14 protein-coding genes and 1 pseudogene are annotated in these 15,586 nt (G+C 71.1%); 9 read left to right on the top strand and 6 right to left on the bottom strand.

What is annotated here, in order from left to right:
* Positions 1–12: 12 nt before the first annotated feature.
* Positions 13–552, bottom strand: coding sequence for an ATP-binding protein (locus ACWC97_RS04525; protein ID WP_352273982.1), 540 nt, complete (start codon positions 550–552; stop codon positions 13–15).
* Positions 553–954: 402 nt separating this feature from the next.
* On the opposite strand from ACWC97_RS04525, the gene ACWC97_RS04520 reads away from it, so the two are divergent.
* The 9 genes from ACWC97_RS04520 to ACWC97_RS04480 all read left to right on the top strand — a co-directional run bounded on the left by ACWC97_RS04520 (position 955) and on the right by ACWC97_RS04480 (position 10,851).
* Positions 955–1,755, top strand: coding sequence for a hypothetical protein (locus ACWC97_RS04520; protein WP_352273983.1), 801 nt, complete (start codon positions 955–957; stop codon positions 1,753–1,755).
* Between the two features lie 166 nt (positions 1,756–1,921).
* On the top strand, positions 1,922–2,647 hold the full coding sequence (locus tag ACWC97_RS04515; RefSeq protein WP_450647372.1) for a YcnI family copper-binding membrane protein: 726 nt from the start codon (positions 1,922–1,924) through the stop codon (positions 2,645–2,647).
* Between the two features lie 44 nt (positions 2,648–2,691).
* On the top strand, positions 2,692–3,345 hold the full coding sequence (locus tag ACWC97_RS04510) for an SCO family protein (RefSeq protein WP_352273985.1): 654 nt from the start codon (positions 2,692–2,694) through the stop codon (positions 3,343–3,345).
* Positions 3,342–3,791 (top strand): copper chaperone PCu(A)C, encoded by a 450-nt coding sequence (locus tag ACWC97_RS04505; RefSeq protein ID WP_352273986.1) that lies wholly within the window; start codon positions 3,342–3,344, stop codon positions 3,789–3,791. The genes ACWC97_RS04510 and ACWC97_RS04505 overlap by 4 nt, the downstream gene beginning before the upstream one ends.
* Before the next feature lie 14 nt (positions 3,792–3,805).
* Positions 3,806–5,800: a copper resistance CopC/CopD family protein gene (locus ACWC97_RS04500; RefSeq protein WP_450647370.1), complete on the top strand. Its 1,995-nt coding sequence runs from the start codon at positions 3,806–3,808 to the stop codon at positions 5,798–5,800.
* Between the two features lie 8 nt (positions 5,801–5,808).
* Positions 5,809–7,197 carry an iron uptake transporter deferrochelatase/peroxidase subunit gene (efeB, locus tag ACWC97_RS04495; protein WP_352273988.1) on the top strand — a complete coding sequence of 463 codons (1,389 nt, stop codon included), beginning with the start codon at positions 5,809–5,811 and terminating at the stop codon, positions 7,195–7,197.
* A gap of 36 nt (positions 7,198–7,233) precedes the next feature.
* Entirely contained in the window at positions 7,234–8,169 is a 936-nt protein-coding gene (pheA, locus tag ACWC97_RS04490) for a prephenate dehydratase (protein ID WP_450647368.1), read from the top strand.
* Positions 8,170–8,758: 589 nt separating this feature from the next.
* Positions 8,759–10,048: a serine--tRNA ligase gene (serS, locus tag ACWC97_RS04485; RefSeq protein ID WP_385202604.1), complete on the top strand. Its 1,290-nt coding sequence runs from the start codon at positions 8,759–8,761 to the stop codon at positions 10,046–10,048.
* Positions 10,045–10,851, top strand: a complete 807-nt coding sequence (locus ACWC97_RS04480; protein WP_352273991.1) for an HAD family hydrolase — start codon at positions 10,045–10,047, stop codon at positions 10,849–10,851. Before serS ends, ACWC97_RS04480 begins: the two co-directional genes overlap by 4 nt.
* A 71-nt stretch (positions 10,852–10,922) precedes the next feature.
* On the opposite strand, the gene ACWC97_RS04475 is transcribed toward ACWC97_RS04480, so the two are convergent.
* From ACWC97_RS04475 to ACWC97_RS04455, 5 genes and pseudogenes are all read right to left on the bottom strand, one after another.
* Positions 10,923–11,621: a hypothetical protein gene (locus tag ACWC97_RS04475; protein WP_352273992.1), complete on the bottom strand. Its 699-nt coding sequence runs from the start codon at positions 11,619–11,621 to the stop codon at positions 10,923–10,925.
* Between the two features lie 298 nt (positions 11,622–11,919).
* Positions 11,920–12,639: an ABC transporter permease gene (locus tag ACWC97_RS04470; protein ID WP_352273993.1), complete on the bottom strand. Its 720-nt coding sequence runs from the start codon at positions 12,637–12,639 to the stop codon at positions 11,920–11,922.
* 30 nt (positions 12,640–12,669) lie between these two features.
* On the bottom strand, positions 12,670–13,581 hold the full coding sequence (locus tag ACWC97_RS04465; protein ID WP_366288385.1) for an ABC transporter ATP-binding protein: 912 nt from the start codon (positions 13,579–13,581) through the stop codon (positions 12,670–12,672).
* Positions 13,578–14,486 (bottom strand): ABC transporter permease, encoded by a 909-nt coding sequence (locus tag ACWC97_RS04460; RefSeq protein ID WP_352273994.1) that lies wholly within the window; start codon positions 14,484–14,486, stop codon positions 13,578–13,580. Before ACWC97_RS04460 ends, ACWC97_RS04465 begins: the two co-directional genes overlap by 4 nt.
* Positions 14,482–15,478: pseudogene (locus ACWC97_RS04455) on the bottom strand (ABC transporter ATP-binding protein); the annotation flags it as partial. The pseudogene ACWC97_RS04455 and the gene ACWC97_RS04460, both read right to left, overlap by 5 nt.
* Positions 15,479–15,586 lie beyond the last annotated feature (108 nt).

Below are 15,586 nucleotides of genomic sequence, written 5' to 3'. Positions count from 1 at the left end.
AGGGCGCCCCGCTCAGGACACCATGAGCAGGGCGTCCTTCCGCCATTTCAGGATCTTGTCGAAGCTGACGACCGCCCCGCTGCCGGGGCGGTTGCCGAAGTGCACATGGTCGGCGAGCTGCTCGATCAGACAGAGCCCCCGCCCGTCCTCGGCGTCGGTCGGGGGGCAGGGCCGGGGGGCGTACGAATCGCCGCCGGGCTGCTGGGCGGAGGCGGGCAGCGGACTCCGGGCGGGGAAGCCGGGGCCCGAGTCGGCGACCTCGATACGGCACCGCTCACCGTCCAGATAGGCGGTGACCCGGTACCGACCGGGGACGGTCGCGGACCGGTCCGGCCGTTCCTCCCACCCCTGGGCGCCCTCGGGGTCCGTCGCGGCCGGGTGGCCGCCGCCGTGCTCGACGGCGTTCGCGCATGCCTCGGTGAGCGCGACCGACAGGTCGAAGGAGATGTCGGGGTCGACCCCCGCGGTCTCCATGGTGCCCAGCAGGAAGCGGCGGGCGAGCGGAACGCTCGCGGCCTCGCGCCGCAGATGGAGGGACCACCAGATGCTCATGCTCCAGCCTCCTGGCTGCGGCTCGACATACCGATACGTATTACCGCGCGGCCTTCTCCGTAAGCGCACCCCCGATGTGACGCCGCTCATTCGGCGGATAGCCAGCCGTCCGTGCGCCCGTGTATGCCGAGGCGGCCGGGCCCGTCGGGCGGGCGGGGGCGCGTCGCATGTGCGAGGGGGCGCGTCGTGTACGCGGAGGGCGTGCCGGGGCACGAGGGGAGTCCGGAGCCGGGGTGCGGGAGCCAAGGCGGCGCCCGGTGCGCGTGCGCATGGGCCCTGGGAGGCGCCGCGCGCGGGCGTGCACTCGTCCCCTCCGGGCGGGCCGGCCGCTCTCCAGGGGGAATTCGGCCTTCCGGACCTGCCGTTCCGGTGACGGCGGGCCGGTGCGATGATGGCCCCGCCATGTCTATGCCCGTCGCAAGCGCCGGGGCCGGTCTGCGGCTCCTGAGGACCGCGGTGTTCGCCGCGGTCTGCGTCGCGCTGTCCGCGGCCGGTCATGCCCTGGCCTCCTGTGCGGCGGTCCCCTGGTGGACCCTGCTCGCCGGATTCCTGGGGGTGTTCGCGGTGGCCGCGCCGCTCGCCGGGCGCGAGCGCACGCTGCCGTCCATCACCGCCGCGCTGGCGGGCGGGCAGCTCGCTCTGCACGCCCTGTTCGGCCTGGGCGCGCACGGTACGGCGGCGGACGCCGCCGCGGCGGGCGACGACGCGCTGATCCGGTTCGCGGCGAGCCTGGTCTGCGGTGCCGGACCGGCCCAGCTGAACGCGGCCGACGCCCACCGCATCGTCACCACCGCGGGGATCGACCCGGCGGCCGTGGTGGCCGGAGTACGGCCCGACGTCGCCGCCTCGGCGATGCCGGGCATGGGTTCCGGCGCCCTGCTGCCCGACCTGCCCATGCTCCTCGGCCATCTGCTGGCCGCGCTGGCCACCGGCTGGCTGCTGCGCCGCGGCGAGGTCGCCCTCTTCCGGCTGGTCCGGCTGTCCTCGTACGGCGCGCGGCAGATCGCGGCCGGGGCCCGGCTGCGTGCGCTGCGCGCGGCGCTCGCCCTCGTCGACGCGGTGCGGTCCGGGCTGTCCGGTCCGACGACCGGGCCGAGGTTCGCCCGTACGGCGGTCGACGCACCGGCGCCCGCCACCGAGGACCCCTTGCAGCACCAGGTGATCAGGCGCGGCCCTCCGGCCGCCTACGCGCTCGCAGCCTGACGCGACACCCCCTCCGCCCGGTGCACGGAACGCCCTGTTCCGTGCCGGGCCCGCCTTCCCGGCACACGCCTGCCGTCGGCGAGGAGAGAAGAGGTGTCGCGCATACCGCCGCGCATCCGCGCGCCGGACCGCCATTCGCCTCGTGCCTCATGGAGTGATTCCTGTCATGAACGTTTCCCGCATCGCCCTCACCGGCGGCCTCGCCGCGTCCACCGTCCTGCTCCTGGCCGGTACCGCCTCCGCGCACGTCAGCGTGCAGCCGGTGGGCGAGGCCGCCAAGGGCGGCTACGCCACCGTCAACGTGAAGGTCCCCAACGAGCGCGACGACGCCGCGACCACCAAGGTCGAGGTCAACTTCCCGACCGACCACCCGCTGGTCTCCGTCATGCCGCAGGCCATCCCCGGCTGGAACGTCGAGGTCACCAGGGCCAAGCTGGCGAAGCCGCTGGAGATGCACGGCCAGAAGATCAACGAGGCCGTCTCCAAGGTGACCTGGACCGCCGAGGGCGCCAAGGACGAGCGCGGCATCCGCCCCGGCACCTTCCAGCAGTTCCCGCTCTCCCTCGGCCAGCTCCCCGACGACACCGACCAGCTGGTCCTCAAGGCCGTCCAGACCTACGACAACAAGGAAGTCGTCCGCTGGATCGAGGAGCAGAAGCCCGGTGCCGAGGAGCCCGAGAGCCCGGCGCCCGTCCTCGCGCTGACCGACGCCGAGGCCGAGGGCAAGCCTGACGCCAAGGCCGATGACAAGGCCGGCGCCAAGGAGACGCCGGTCGCGTCCGCCGTCTCCGACAGCGACACCACGGCCCGGGTCCTCGGCATCGTCGGCATCGTCGTCGGCGCGGCCGGAGTGGCCTTCGGCGTGCTCGCCGGCCGCCGCCGCGCTTCCTGATCCACTGCCACACCCGCCCCATCGATCACCAGGAATAGTGCTCCATGTACAAGAAAACGGTGCTGGCCGCGGCGTTCGTCGCCGCGGCCGCGCTCACCCTGTCCGCCTGTGGCAGCGGTGACGACAACGCCAAGAAGCCCCTCGCCGACGTGTCGGTCCAGCCGAAGACGGGGGCCGCGACCGTCCTGGACCAGCCGTTCACCAAGCCGGATCTCGTCCTCACCGACACCCACGGCAAGAAGTTCGACCTCCGCGAGCGGACCAAGGGCAAACCGACGCTGATCTACTTCGGCTACACCAACTGCCCGGACGTCTGCCCGCTCATCATGAGCAACATCGCCATCGCCAAGAAGGCGCTGCCCAAGGCCGACCAGGAGAAGCTCCAGGTCGTCATGGTGACCACGGACCCCGAGCGGGACACCCCGTCCTCGCTCGGCAAGTGGCTCAAGGCGCAGGACCCGTCCTTCATCGGCCTCACCGGCGCCTTCCCGGCCATCCAGGCGGGTGCGCGCCAGATCGGCATCGGCATCGACGCGCCGAAGAAGGAGAAGGACGGCACGGTCGTCTCGATGCACGGCTCGCAGGTCATCGCGTTCTCCCCGAAGACCGACAAGGGCTACCTCGTCTACAGCGAGGACACCTCGCCGGACGACTACACCAAGGACCTCCCGAAGATCGTGACGGGGGCCAACCCGTGAACCGGCGCACCGCGCTCGCCGGCGTCGTCGCCCTCACCGCGGGGCTGACGCTGGCGGGCTGCTCGTCCTCGGACAGCGCGCCGGACCTGACGGTGAGCGGTGCGTTCATGCCGCAGCCAGTCGGCGACATGGCGGCCGGATTCCTCGTCGTGAAGAACAGCGGCGGGACCTCCGACCGGCTCACCTCCGTCACCAGCCCGCTCTCCGACGACGTCACGATCCACGAGACGAAGAACCAGGCCATGCGCATGGTGACGTCCTTCGACGTGCCCGCCGGCGGCGAGCTGGATCTGCGGCGCGGCGGCAACCACATCATGTTCATGAAGCTCAAGCAGCGGCCCGCGCAGGGCGACAGGATCTCCGTGGAGCTGCACTTCGAGAAGGCCGATCCGATAAAGGTCGACCTTCCCGTGAAGGAAACCACCTACAACCCGAAGACGCAGTGAGGGACTGACTCGCCATGACAGCCACCGCCCCGCACTTCGGACCGGCCCGGCCCCGGGGCCCGGCCATTCCCGCGCCACGCCGTCCGCTCGCCGTCGCCCCGCTGCTCGCCGTCCTCGTCGGCATGGTCCTCGGACTGCTGCTGACGGGCGCGGGCCCGGCGGCCGCGCACGCGGCACTGACCGGGAGCGATCCGCAGGACGGGGCGGTGGTCACCTCCGCTCCCAAGGAGGTCACGCTCTCCTTCTCCGAGCAGGTCGCCCTCGGCAAGGGCTCCGTCCGCGTCCTGGCCCCGGACGGCAAACGCGCCGACACCGGCGCCGAGCCGCGCGACCTGTCGGACAAATCCGCCGTACGGTACGCCGTGGCGCTGCGCACCGGGCTGGCCGACGGGACGTACACCGTCGCCTGGCAGGCCGTGTCCGCGGACAGCCACCCGGTCTCCGGCGCCTTCACCTTCTCGATCGGCGCGCCCTCGCAGACCGCCGCGGCCCTGCCGGACCAGGAGGTCGGCGGCGGACTCGTCGGCGTCCTCTACGACATCGCGCGCTACGCCGCGTACGCCGGGTTCATCCTGCTGGTCGGCGGCTCCGCCTTCGTACTGGCCTGCTGGCAGCGTGGTGCGGGGGCGCGTCCGCTCCAGCGGCTGGTGGTGCGCGGGTGGATGACCCTGACCGTCGCCACCCTGGCCATGCTGTTGCTGCGCAGCCCGTACACCGGGTCGGGGAAGCTCGCGGACGCCTTCGACCTCGACGGTCTGAAGGCCGTGCTGGACACCAAGCCCGGTGCCGCGCTGGTCTCCCGGCTGCTGCTGCTCGGGGCCTCCGCGCTCTTCATCGCCGTCCTCTTCGGCACCTACGCCCGGCGTGAGGACCGGCGCGAGCAGAAGGACCTCGCCTTCGGACTGGCCATCGGCGGAACGGTGGTCGCCGCCGGGATCGCCGGTACGTGGGCCCTCGCCGAGCACGCCTCGGCCGGACTCCAGCCGGGCATCGCCATGCCGGTCGACGTGCTGCACCTGCTGGCGGTCGCCGCCTGGCTCGGCGGCCTCGTGGCCCTGCTGGTCGCCCTGTACCGCACCGACGACCTCGACGCCGGGGCCGTACGGCGCTTCTCCGCCATGGCGTTCGGGAGTGTGGTCGTCCTCGTCGCGACCGGGATCTACCAGTCCTGGCGCCAGGTCGGCACCTGGTCCGCGCTGACCGGGACCGAGTACGGGCAGCTGCTGATCGCGAAGGTGGTGCTGGTCGCCGTCATGGTCGCGCTCGCCTGGACGTCCCGGCGCTGGACGGCCCGGCTGGGCACGGGCCGGAGCGGGGACACGGACGGGCCGGCGGAGGACGTTCCCGACGCCGGGGAATCCGGGGGTTCCCCCGGTGCCGGGGCCTCCGAGGACTCCGGGGCGCCGGCGGAGGAGTCCGCGCGGGACGTCGATCCCGAGCGGGCGGCCCAGCTCGCCCGCCAGCGGGCCGCCGTGGCAACCGCCGAGAAGAAGCGGGTCCGCGACGCCGACCCCGGCCGGTCCGGGCTGCGCCGCTCGGTGCTGGCGGAGGTGGGCGTCGCCGTGGTCCTGCTGGCGGTGACGACGGTCCTGACCTCGACCGAGCCGGCCCGTACCGAGGAGGAGGCGTCCCGCGCGTCGACGGCGGCGTCCACCCCGGTGACCAGCGGCCCGGTCACCATGGAGCTGCCCTTCGACACCGGCGGCGAGAAGGGCAGCGGAACGGTGCGGCTGGAGATCACCCCGGCCCGTACCGGCGCCAACGAGCTGCACCTGTGGATCAACGGCACCGACGGGAAGCCGATGGACGTCCCCGAGGTGAAGGTCTCCTTCACGCTGAAGGCCCAGAAGCTCGGCCCGCTGCCCGCCGTTCCCACCAGGCTGGCCGAGGGGCACTGGACGGCCTCCGCCGTCCAGATCCCGGTGGCGGGCACCTGGAAGGTCGCCGTGACCGTCCGCACCTCGGACATCGATCAGACGACCGTCGACAAGACCACGAAGATCGGCTGAGCAGGATCGTGAGCACGAAGAGCAGCGGCAGCAGGACACGGAACCGCACGGCCCCGGCGCAGGGAGGTCGTGCGGCCTCCGCGAAGGGGAACGGTACGGCCGACGCGGGCGGGGCTCCGCCCGCCGACGGGAGCACGCGCGCCGACGCGGGCGTCTCCCGGCGGCGGCTGATCGGCGGCGTCGGCGCGGCCGGTGCGGCCGGGCTGGTGCTGGGGGCGGCGGGCGGTGCGGCCGGTTACGCCGCGACCCGCCCCGACGAGCCCGCCGCGCTGACCACGGTCGGCGCGACCCGGGCGATGTTTCACGGGAAACATCAACCGGGGATCACCACTCCGCTTCAGGCCCGCGGCCATCTCGTCGCCTTCGACCTGGTGCCCGGCGCCGGTCGCAAGGAGGCCATCGTCCTGATGCGCCGCTGGTCGGAGCTGGCCGGGCGGCTGATGGCCGGGGAGTCCGCCGGGACCGGGGCGGCGGACGGCCCGGACCACGACACCGGGATCGCGCTGGACGCCGGGCCGTCCTCGCTGACCCTCACCTTCGGCTTCGGCCGGACGTTCTTCGGGCGTACCGGGCTGACCGACCGCCGTCCGCCGGGGCTCGACCCGCTGCCGCCGTTCTCCTCCGACCACCTCGACGCCAAGCGCTCGGAGGGTGACCTCTGGGTCCAGATCGGCTCGGACGACGCGCTCGTGGCCTTCCACGCACTGCGGGCCGTGCAGCGTGCGGCCGCCCCGGCGGCCCGGGTCCGCTGGCAGATGAACGGCTTCAACCGGTCCCCCGGTGCCACGGCCACGCCGATGACCGCCCGCAATCTGATGGGCCAGGTCGACGGCACCAACAACCCGAAGCCCACCGAGAGCGACTTCGACCGCCGGGTCTTCGTCCCCGCCGGAACCGGCACCGCGTACGAGTGGCTCGCGGGCGGCTCGTACGCGGTCGTGCGCCGGATCAGAATGCTGCTGGACGACTGGGAGAAGCTCCCGGTGGCCCGGCAGGAGCAGGTCATAGGGCGCCGGAAGAAGGACGGCGCCCCGCTGAGCGGCGGCACCGAGACCACACCGATGGACCTCGACCGGGCGGGCCCGGACGGCAAGCTCCTGATCCCGGACAACGCCCACGCCCGGATCTCCTCGCCCGGGAAGAACAGCGGCGCGGCCATGCTGCGGCGCCCCTTCTCGTACCACGACGGCATCGCGGCGGACGGCACCCCCGACGCCGGCCTGCTGTTCATCTGCTGGCAGGCGGACCCCTTGCGCGGCTTCGTTCCGGTGCAGCGGAAGCTGGACCGGGGCGATGCCCTGTCCCCGTTCATCCGGCACGAGGCGAGCGGGCTGTTCGCGGTGCCGGGCGGCGCGGCGGAGGGGGAGTACGTGGGGCAGCGGCTGCTCGAATCCTGAGCCCCGGGGGCCGGAAGGCCCATTAGGGTGACGGACATGTCCGCCACGCGCTACGCCTATCTCGGCCCCGAAGGCACCTTCACCGAGGTCGCCCTCCGTACGCTCCCGGAAGCCGCCACCCGCGAGCTCGTCCCGATGGTCTCCGTACCGGCCGCCCTCGACGCCGTACGGACCGGGGCCGCCGCGGCGGCCCTGGTGCCGATCGAGAACTCGGTCGAGGGCGGCATCAACGCGACGCTCGACGAACTGACCAGCGGCGAACCGCTGATGATCTACCGCGAGGTACTCCTCTCCATCAGCTTCGCGCTCCTGGTGCGGCCGGGCACCGAGCTGTCCGACATCAAGTCGGTCACCGCCCACCCGGCCGCCCAGCCCCAGGTGCGCAACTGGATGGCCGCCCACCTCCCGGACGCCGTGTGGGAGTCGGCGGCCTCCAACGCGGACGGGGCCCGGCTGGTCCAGGAGGGCCGGTACGACGCCGCCTTCGCCGGCGAGTTCGCCGCGGCCACCTACGGCCTCGTCCCGCTGGTGACCGAGATCCACGACGCGGAGAACGCGCAGACCCGTTTCATCCTGGTGGGCCGGCCCGCCCGCCCGGCGTCCCCGACCGGCGCGGACAAGACCTCGGTGGTCATCTGGATGGGCGAGGACCGTCCCGGTGCCCTGCTCGAACTTCTCCAGGAGTTCGCGGTGCGCGGGGTGAACCTGATGCTGATCCAGTCACGGCCTACGGGAGCGGGCATCGGGAACTACTGCTTCGCGGTGGACGCCGAGGGCCACATCGCGGACCGCCGGGTCGGCGAGGCGCTGATGGGGCTGAAGCGGATCTGCCCGAAGGTGCGGTTCCTGGGTTCGTATCCGCGGGCAGGGGTCGCGCCGGAGGACGTGGGCCCGCTGCGGCCCGGAACGTCGGACACGGAGTTCACCGAGGCCTCCGACTGGCTGGCCAGGAACCTGGACGGCCGGGGCTGACGGCATCGCACTATCCGACGATTCCCGTCCCCAGAGTTATCCACCGAGTTATCCACAGGAGCGACCGGGGACCTGGGGACAAGTCGACAGTCGGATGCGACATGGTCGACAAATCATCCCTGGCGGGCCAGGCGCGTCCACAGCCCGCCAGGACGTCCCAGACGTCACGCATCGGCCAATTCCATTGATCAACTCGCGAAGACGGCCAATTCTCACCCGAACGAGCGCCCGAAGCGGGTTTGAAGCGGATTCAAGGCGAGTCGACGACAGGAACCCGCACCCCTTCCCGGTGCTCCCGGAATACCGCCCTCCGGAATCCACAGAACTTCCTCACAGCCTGTGGATAACTTTCGGGAACCCCGGACCCTGTGGACAAGCGAGGGCCAACTACCGCTCCGAGCAAGGATGATGCGTCAAGAGAGTGAAGCCATCTGCCCCATTCGGGCGAATAGATGCTCCTTATTGACAGCCGGAATCCCCTCCGGCCACACAATCTCCCCCAGCATCACTAATTCCGGCAATCTGGGCAAAGTGACACGCTCGCCCATATCGGTTCGAGCGGGGGAAGGGCCACCGGTAGCCTGGAGGGGTGATTGACCTTCGCCTGCTCCGTGAGGACCCCGACCGTGTTCGCGCCTCCCAGCGCGCCCGTGGAGAGGACGTCGGCCTCGTCGACGCCCTGCTCTCCGCCGACGAGCTGCGCAGGTCGTCCGGTGTCCGCTTCGACGAACTCCGCTCCGAGCAGAAAGCGCTCGGCAAACTCATCCCCAAGGCATCGCCCGAGGAGCGCACCGAGCTGCTCAAGCGGGCCGAGCAGCTGAAGGCCGACGTCAAGGCTGCCGACGCGGCCCAGGACGAGGCGGACGCCGAGGCCAAGAGGCTGATGCTGCAGATCGGCAACATCGTCCACGAGGACGTGCCGGTCGGTGGCGAGGAGGACTTCGTCGTCCTGGAGACGCACGGCACGATCCGTGACTTCGGGGCCGAGGGCTTCGAGCCCAGGGACCATCTGGAGCTCGGCGAGAAGCTCGGCGCCATCGACATGGAGCGGGGCGCCAAGGTCTCCGGCTCGCGCTTCTACTACCTGACGGGCGTCGGCGCGCTCCTGGAGCTGGCCCTGGTCAACGCGGCGATCGCGCAGGCCACCGAGGCCGGCTTCGTCCCGATGCTGACCCCCGCGCTGGTCCGCCCGCGCGCCATGGAGGGCACCGGCTTCCTCGGCCAGGCCGCGGAGAACGTGTACCACCTGGAGAAGGACGACTACTACCTGGTCGGCACCTCCGAGGTCCCGCTCGCCGCGTACCACATGGACGAGATCATCGACGCCGAGCAGCTCCCGCTGCGCTACGCCGGCTTCTCGCCCTGCTTCCGCCGCGAGGCCGGCACGTACGGCAAGGACACCCGCGGCATCTTCCGGGTGCACCAGTTCGACAAGGTCGAGATGTTCTCGTACGTCGACCCGGCCGACGCCGAGGCGGAGCACCGCAGGCTCCTGGACTGGGAGAAGCAGTGGCTGACCGGTCTTGAGCTGCCCTTCCAGGTGATCGACGTGGCCACCGGCGACCTGGGCGCCTCGGCCTCCCGGAAGTTCGACTGCGAGGCGTGGATCCCGACCCAGGGCAAGTACCGCGAGCTGACCTCCGCCTCGAACTGCGACGGCTTCCAGGCCCGCCGCCTCTCCGTCCGGATGCGCGACAACCGCGACGGCAAGAAGGTCCTCCAGCCGCTGGCCACGCTGAACGGCACGCTCTGCGCCGTACCGCGCACCATCGTGGCGATCCTGGAGAACCACCAGCTGGCCGACGGTTCGGTCCGGGTGCCCGAGGTGCTCCGGCCCTACCTGGGCGGACGCGAGGTCCTGGAACCGGTCGCCAAGTGACCTTCCCGTACAAGCTCGTCGCGACCGACCTCGACGGCACGCTGCTGCGCAACGACGAGACGGTCTCCGAGCGCACCCGTGAGGCACTGGTCGCGGCCGCCGCGGCCGGTGCCGCGCACATCGTGGTCACCGGCCGGTCGGTCCCGTGGACCCGCCACATCCTGGACGACCTGGGCTACGAGGGGCTCGCGGTCTGCGGCCAGGGCGCGCAGGTGTACCACGCGGGCGAGCGCAGGCTGCTGACCTCGCTGACGCTGGACCGGCAGCTCGCCGGCCTGGCGCTGTCCAAGGTCGAGGCCGAGGTCGGCCCGCTGGCCATGGCTGCGAGCCGTGACGGGCTCGACGGCGAGGTCCTGGTCGGCCCCGGCTACCGCGTGCAGGACGGACCGCTTCCGGCCGTCGTCGTGGACGATCCGGCCGAGCTGTGGGCCGCGCCGCTGAACAAGGTCTACATCCAGCACCCCGCGCTGGACGACGACGCCCTGGCGGCGGCGGCACGTGCGGCCGCCGGCAGTCTCGTGGACGTGGTCATGGCCGGTCCGGGGATAGTGGAGATCCTTCCGCTCGGACTGAGCAAGGCGACCGGGCTCTCCCTGGCCGCGCGCCGACTGGGCGTGAAGGGGGCGGACACCCTGGCCTTCGGTGACATGCCGAACGACATCCCGATGTTCGCCTGGGCGCGGCACGGCGTGGCGATGGCCAACGCGCACAAGGAACTGAAGGGTGTGGCCCAGGAGGTCACCACCTCCAACCAGGAGGACGGCATCGCCGTGGTCCTGGAGCGGCTCCTCCAGTCCTCGTAGTCTCTTTTCCCCGTAGCGGGAACGGCCGGGAGCGGGGGCGGACAGCCCCCGCTCCCGGCCTTCTCAACGGGTCATCGCTGTCTGCGGACGCGGCGACTCAGATCCTTCAGGTTGTGGGCGAGTTCGTCCGTCCTGGCGTCGATCCGGACGACGTTCTCCGAGACGTGCCCCAGCCGCACGCTCATCGCACCGACGACCTGATGTGTGGCATCCAGCCTCCGGTCGAGGCTGTCGAGCCGGTACGACATCCGGCCGAGGACCGGCCCCAGCTCCTGGAGCGCGGACCCGACCCCGGCCAGGCAGCTCTCCACCCGGGTGACGCGGTGCTCGAGAGCGGCGTAGCCCGCCCGCAGGTCCCGCTCGGCGTCGAGCAGATACGTACGGACGCATCGGGCGATGTCGCTGTCGCGAAGAAGCATCGCGATGTTGAGGACGGTCCTGCGGGTGTAGAGAGTGAGTTGCGTGGCAGCCTGTGGATAACTTTCCGCCCCCTGCCCGCTCCATAGGGACAACATGTCCCTATGGAATTTCCGCAGCTCATCGCCGCGCATCAGGATGAGGCCGTTCTCCACCACCTCGTCGCGATGCCGCTGCGTGACCTTTTTGACGGCCTCTGTGGATACTTCGAAGTAACGCGCCACATCCTCTGTGCGAACGTGAATTCCGTCCGGGAGCATGACAAGGCTCTTCACCTTGTCGAGGACATCGACGCGCCCCATCTGTTCGACACGCAGCGCGCGTGATTCCAGCAGGGCGACTTCCGTGGGCATGGGCATGACCTCCTGTCGTGAAGCGGGTGATGGACAGCCCTGTCCCGGGCTCGAAGGGTGGAGGACGCTCACGGTTGCCACTCACTCGATGACCGGCCCGGCGGCTACTGCCCCGCCGGCACCGGCATTCCCCTGATTCACGAAAGCCACGACGCCACGGATCCTCATTGCCTCCACGCACCCCGCCCAACGAACCGATAACCACACAGTTACGCGGAAACCAGCCGGAAACACATCGGCCCCCGCCCCGGAGGGCGAGGGCCGACGGATGCCGGGGCGTACGGGGCCGAGGCCCCGGTCACTCCTCTCCGGCCAGCTTCAGCGTCCGGAGCTTCTGGCCCGCGTACCAGGTCGCCACGACCGTGACCGCCGCCAGCAGGATCGTCGCGGTGGTCAGCCCGACGTCGGCGGTGATCAGGCCCGTCCCGCCGACCTTCTCGGCCACCGCCAGGGACCACTGCTGGACGCTGAGCGTGCGCGCCCCGGGCACCAGCGAGCCGAACAGCGCCTCCCACACCAGCGCGTAGACGAGCCCGAGGACGACCGCGTGCCGGCTGACCGTGCCCAGCAGCAGGAACAGCGCGCTGTACGCGATCGAGGCGACCAGCGCCGCGATGGTGTACGCGACCGCGATCTGCTGGCCGTTGCCATTGAGGATCAGGCCCGCGACCAGCGTGGGCAGTGCCGAGAAGACCATGGTCACGGCGATGGCGACGATCAGCTTGGTGAAGATGATCGTCGGCCGCTTCACCGGCTTGGACAGCAGGTAGACGATCGAGCCGTCGTCGATCTCGGGGCCGATGGCCCCGGTCCCGGCGATCACGCCGATCAACGGCACCATCGTGGCGAGGGCGAAACCGCCCAGCACGTCCGAGGCCACCTGGTCGTCGGAGCCGGCGAACATCCGCACCGCGACGGAGATCATCACCAGCAGCACCGGCAGGACGAACAGGATGGCGGCCCGGCGTCGGCCGAGCAGGGCCCGGTAGGTGAGCCGGGCGACTGTGGGTTCGTACATGACGCTTCACAGCTCCTTTCAGGCCACTACTCAGGCCGATACGAGATAGGAAAAGACCGATTCGAGGGACTCGTCGGACGGCGAAACGGTCAGAAGGCGAATTCCGTGTTCCCGTGCGACCTTGGGCAGCAGCTCGGTGAAGCGTCCGAAGTCGACCGCCTGGATGCGCAGGGCCCGTTCCCCGAGGTCCACCTCGATGCCGGCCGTCGACGGGTCCGCGATCAGGGCGGCGGCGAGGGCGCGGTCGTCGCTGGAGCGTACGAGGTAGCGGTGCGGGCGGTCCGTCATCAGTCGGCGGATCTTGCGGAAGTCGCCGGAGGCCGCGTGCCGTCCGGCCACGATCACCTCGATGTGCGAGGCGAGCTGCTCGACCTCTTCGAGGATGTGCGAGGAGAAGAGCACCGTGCGCCCCTCGGCCCCCATCCGTCGCAGCAGCTCCATCAGCTGCATCCGCTGCCGCGGGTCCATTCCGTTGAACGGCTCGTCGAGCAGCAGCACCGAGGGCTCGTGGACCAGCGCGGACGCCATCTTGACCCGCTGGCGCATGCCCTTGCTGTACGTCGAGATCCTGCGGTCCTGCGCGTACTCCATCTCGACCGTGGCGAGCGCCCGCCGCGCCTCCTCGTCGCCGAGCCCCTGGAGCTCGGCGTTGGCGACGACGAACTCGCGGCCGGTCAGGAAGTCGTACATGGCCTCCCGCTCCGGCACGATGCCGATCTCCCGGTAGACGTCCTCGTTGCGCCAGATCGGCCGGCCGTCCAGGGTGACCGTGCCGGTCGACGGGGCGAGGAATCCGGCCATCATGTTGATCAGCGTGGACTTGCCCGCGCCGTTGGGTCCGAGCAGTCCGGTGACGCCCGGCCCCACCGTCATGCTCACGTCGTTGACGGCGACCACGTTGCCGAACCAGCGCGAGGTGTGGTCGATCTCGATGGTGGTCACAGCCCGACCCTCCGGTAGCGGCGCATCAGTACGGCGTAGCTGCCGGCGACGAGCGCGAGGAACACGATCAGATAGACCAGGCCGGTCCCGGCCCCCGGGCCTTCCCCTCCGGGGAAGGCCGAGTTGGCGCCGAGGAAGGCGGTCTGCAGGCCGCCGATCAGGGTGATCGGGGAGAACAGCCCCAGCCACTCGACGGCCCCGGAGGAGCCCGTGGACCAGGCGATGGCCTGGACGGTGGAGACCGCCCCGTAGGTGATGGTCAGCACCGCGATCACGGCGGCGACGCCGAAGCCGCGGCGCGGGGTCAGCGCGGCCATCACCAGGCCGAGCGCGGCGAACAGCACGGAGAGCAGCGCGACGGAGACCATGCCCTGTCCGAATCCCTTGGTCTGCTCGGCGAAGTCGAACTTCGCGAGGAGCGCGCCCAGGTAGAGGATGACGAGCGGCACGCCGGTGAGGATGAGGAGGGCGGACGCCATGGCGGCCAGCTTGGCCACGACGTAGTCCACCCGTTCGATCGGCCGCGAGAAGTACAGCGGCACGCTCTTGAAGCGCAGGTCCCTGGAGACGGACTGCGGCGCCTGGGACGCGAGGAAGAGACCGATCACGGCCTGGAGGAAGATCGCGAAGTCGGTGTACTTCAGCGGCAGCGCCTTCATGCCCGGGGTGGCGACCGCGACCGCGACGATGATCGCCGCGACCAGGCACATCACGCCGAAAAGCAGCATCGGCAGCACCTTGGACTTGGCGGAACGGCCCAGTCCGAAGGCTCCGCGCAGCGACTGCGTGTAGAGCGAGCGCCGCGCGTAGCCCCGGCCCAGCCGGGGGCCGTCGTACGAGCGGTAGCCGATGTTGTGGATGCGGGAGGTCTCGCTCCCGGCCGTGGTCCCGGTCCCGTTGCTCATCACGACCGCTCCCCTTCTGCTGTACGGGCGGCCGACGCGGAGGCGCCGGGTGCCGGGGCGGTGGCGGCGTGGGGTTCCTCGGCGCGGAAGACCTCGGCGATGTGGTGGCGGCGCTGCTCCATCCGTACGAGGCCGAGCCCGAGCCCGGCGACGCTGTCGCGCACGGTGTCGTACGTCTCCTCGCCGACGGCCTCGATCAGCAGGATGTGGCCCGCGCCGGGGAGGCCCTGGGTGTCGCGCCCGTCGTGGCCGAGCAGCTTCACCCCGGCCTCGGTGAGGACGCGGCGGAGCGCGTCGGTGCCGTCGGGGTGGACGTCGCTGTCGGTGACCTCGATCGCGAGGGTGGCGGTGGTCTGGGTGAAGTCGCTGGTGGAGCTGGAGCGCAGCAGGGTGCCGCCGTCGATGACGACGACGTGGTCGCAGGTGCGTTCCAGCTCGCCCAGGAGGTGCGAGGTGACCAGGACCGAGATGCCGAAGTCGGTGTGGACGCGGCGGATCAGGGCGAGCATCTCGTCGCGGCCGACCGGGTCCAGGCCGTTGGTCGGTTCGTCGAGCAGGACCAGACGCGGGTCGTGGACGAGCGCCTGCGCCAGCTTGACGCGCTGCTTCATGCCGGTCGAGTAGCCGCCGATGGGCCGGTAGCGCTCCTCGTAGAGGCCCACGTGCCGCAGCGTGTCGGCGGTGCGCTCGCGGGCGGCGGTCGGGGGCAGCCCGGACATCCGCGCCATGTGGACGACGAGTTCGGTGGCCGAGACGTCGGGCGGGAGGCAGTCGTGCTCGGGCATGTAGCCGACCCGTTCCCGAATGGCGGCGCCCTCGGTGGCGACGTCGAGGCCGAGCACGGAGGCCCGGCCCTCGGTGGCGGGGGACAGCCCCAGCAGGATCTTGATCAATGTGGACTTGCCGGCCCCGTTGGAACCCACCAGCCCCGTCACGCCGGGGCCGATGTCCAGGGAGAGCCGGTCAAGCGCGGTCACCCGGGGGAACCGCATAGTCAGGCGCTCAGTCGCGATCACAGTCACATATCGAACGTAGTGGCACGGCTCACTGCGGTCGTCAGCCCTGGCGGCTGGATCGGCGTCCGACTCCAGACGTACGTA

The organism is Streptomyces sp. NPDC001108 (assembly GCF_053598535.1).
Note: the sequence above shows the minus strand (reverse complement) of the source record. Positions and strands in the feature narration are given on the sequence as shown.

Coding starts and splice junctions, on each gene's coding strand:
- ACWC97_RS04525 (WP_352273982.1), bottom strand. CDS start 552: ATGAGCATCTGGTGGTCCCTCCATCTGCGGCGCGAGGCCGCGAGCGTT.
- ACWC97_RS04520 (WP_352273983.1), top strand. CDS start 955: ATGTCTATGCCCGTCGCAAGCGCCGGGGCCGGTCTGCGGCTCCTGAGG.
- ACWC97_RS04515 (WP_450647372.1), top strand. CDS start 1,922: ATGAACGTTTCCCGCATCGCCCTCACCGGCGGCCTCGCCGCGTCCACC.
- ACWC97_RS04510 (WP_352273985.1), top strand. CDS start 2,692: ATGTACAAGAAAACGGTGCTGGCCGCGGCGTTCGTCGCCGCGGCCGCG.
- ACWC97_RS04500 (WP_450647370.1), top strand. CDS start 3,806: ATGACAGCCACCGCCCCGCACTTCGGACCGGCCCGGCCCCGGGGCCCG.
- pheA (WP_450647368.1), top strand. CDS start 7,234: ATGTCCGCCACGCGCTACGCCTATCTCGGCCCCGAAGGCACCTTCACC.
- ACWC97_RS04475 (WP_352273992.1), bottom strand. CDS start 11,621: ATGCCCACGGAAGTCGCCCTGCTGGAATCACGCGCGCTGCGTGTCGAA.
- ACWC97_RS04470 (WP_352273993.1), bottom strand. CDS start 12,639: ATGTACGAACCCACAGTCGCCCGGCTCACCTACCGGGCCCTGCTCGGC.
- ACWC97_RS04460 (WP_352273994.1), bottom strand. CDS start 14,486: ATGAGCAACGGGACCGGGACCACGGCCGGGAGCGAGACCTCCCGCATC.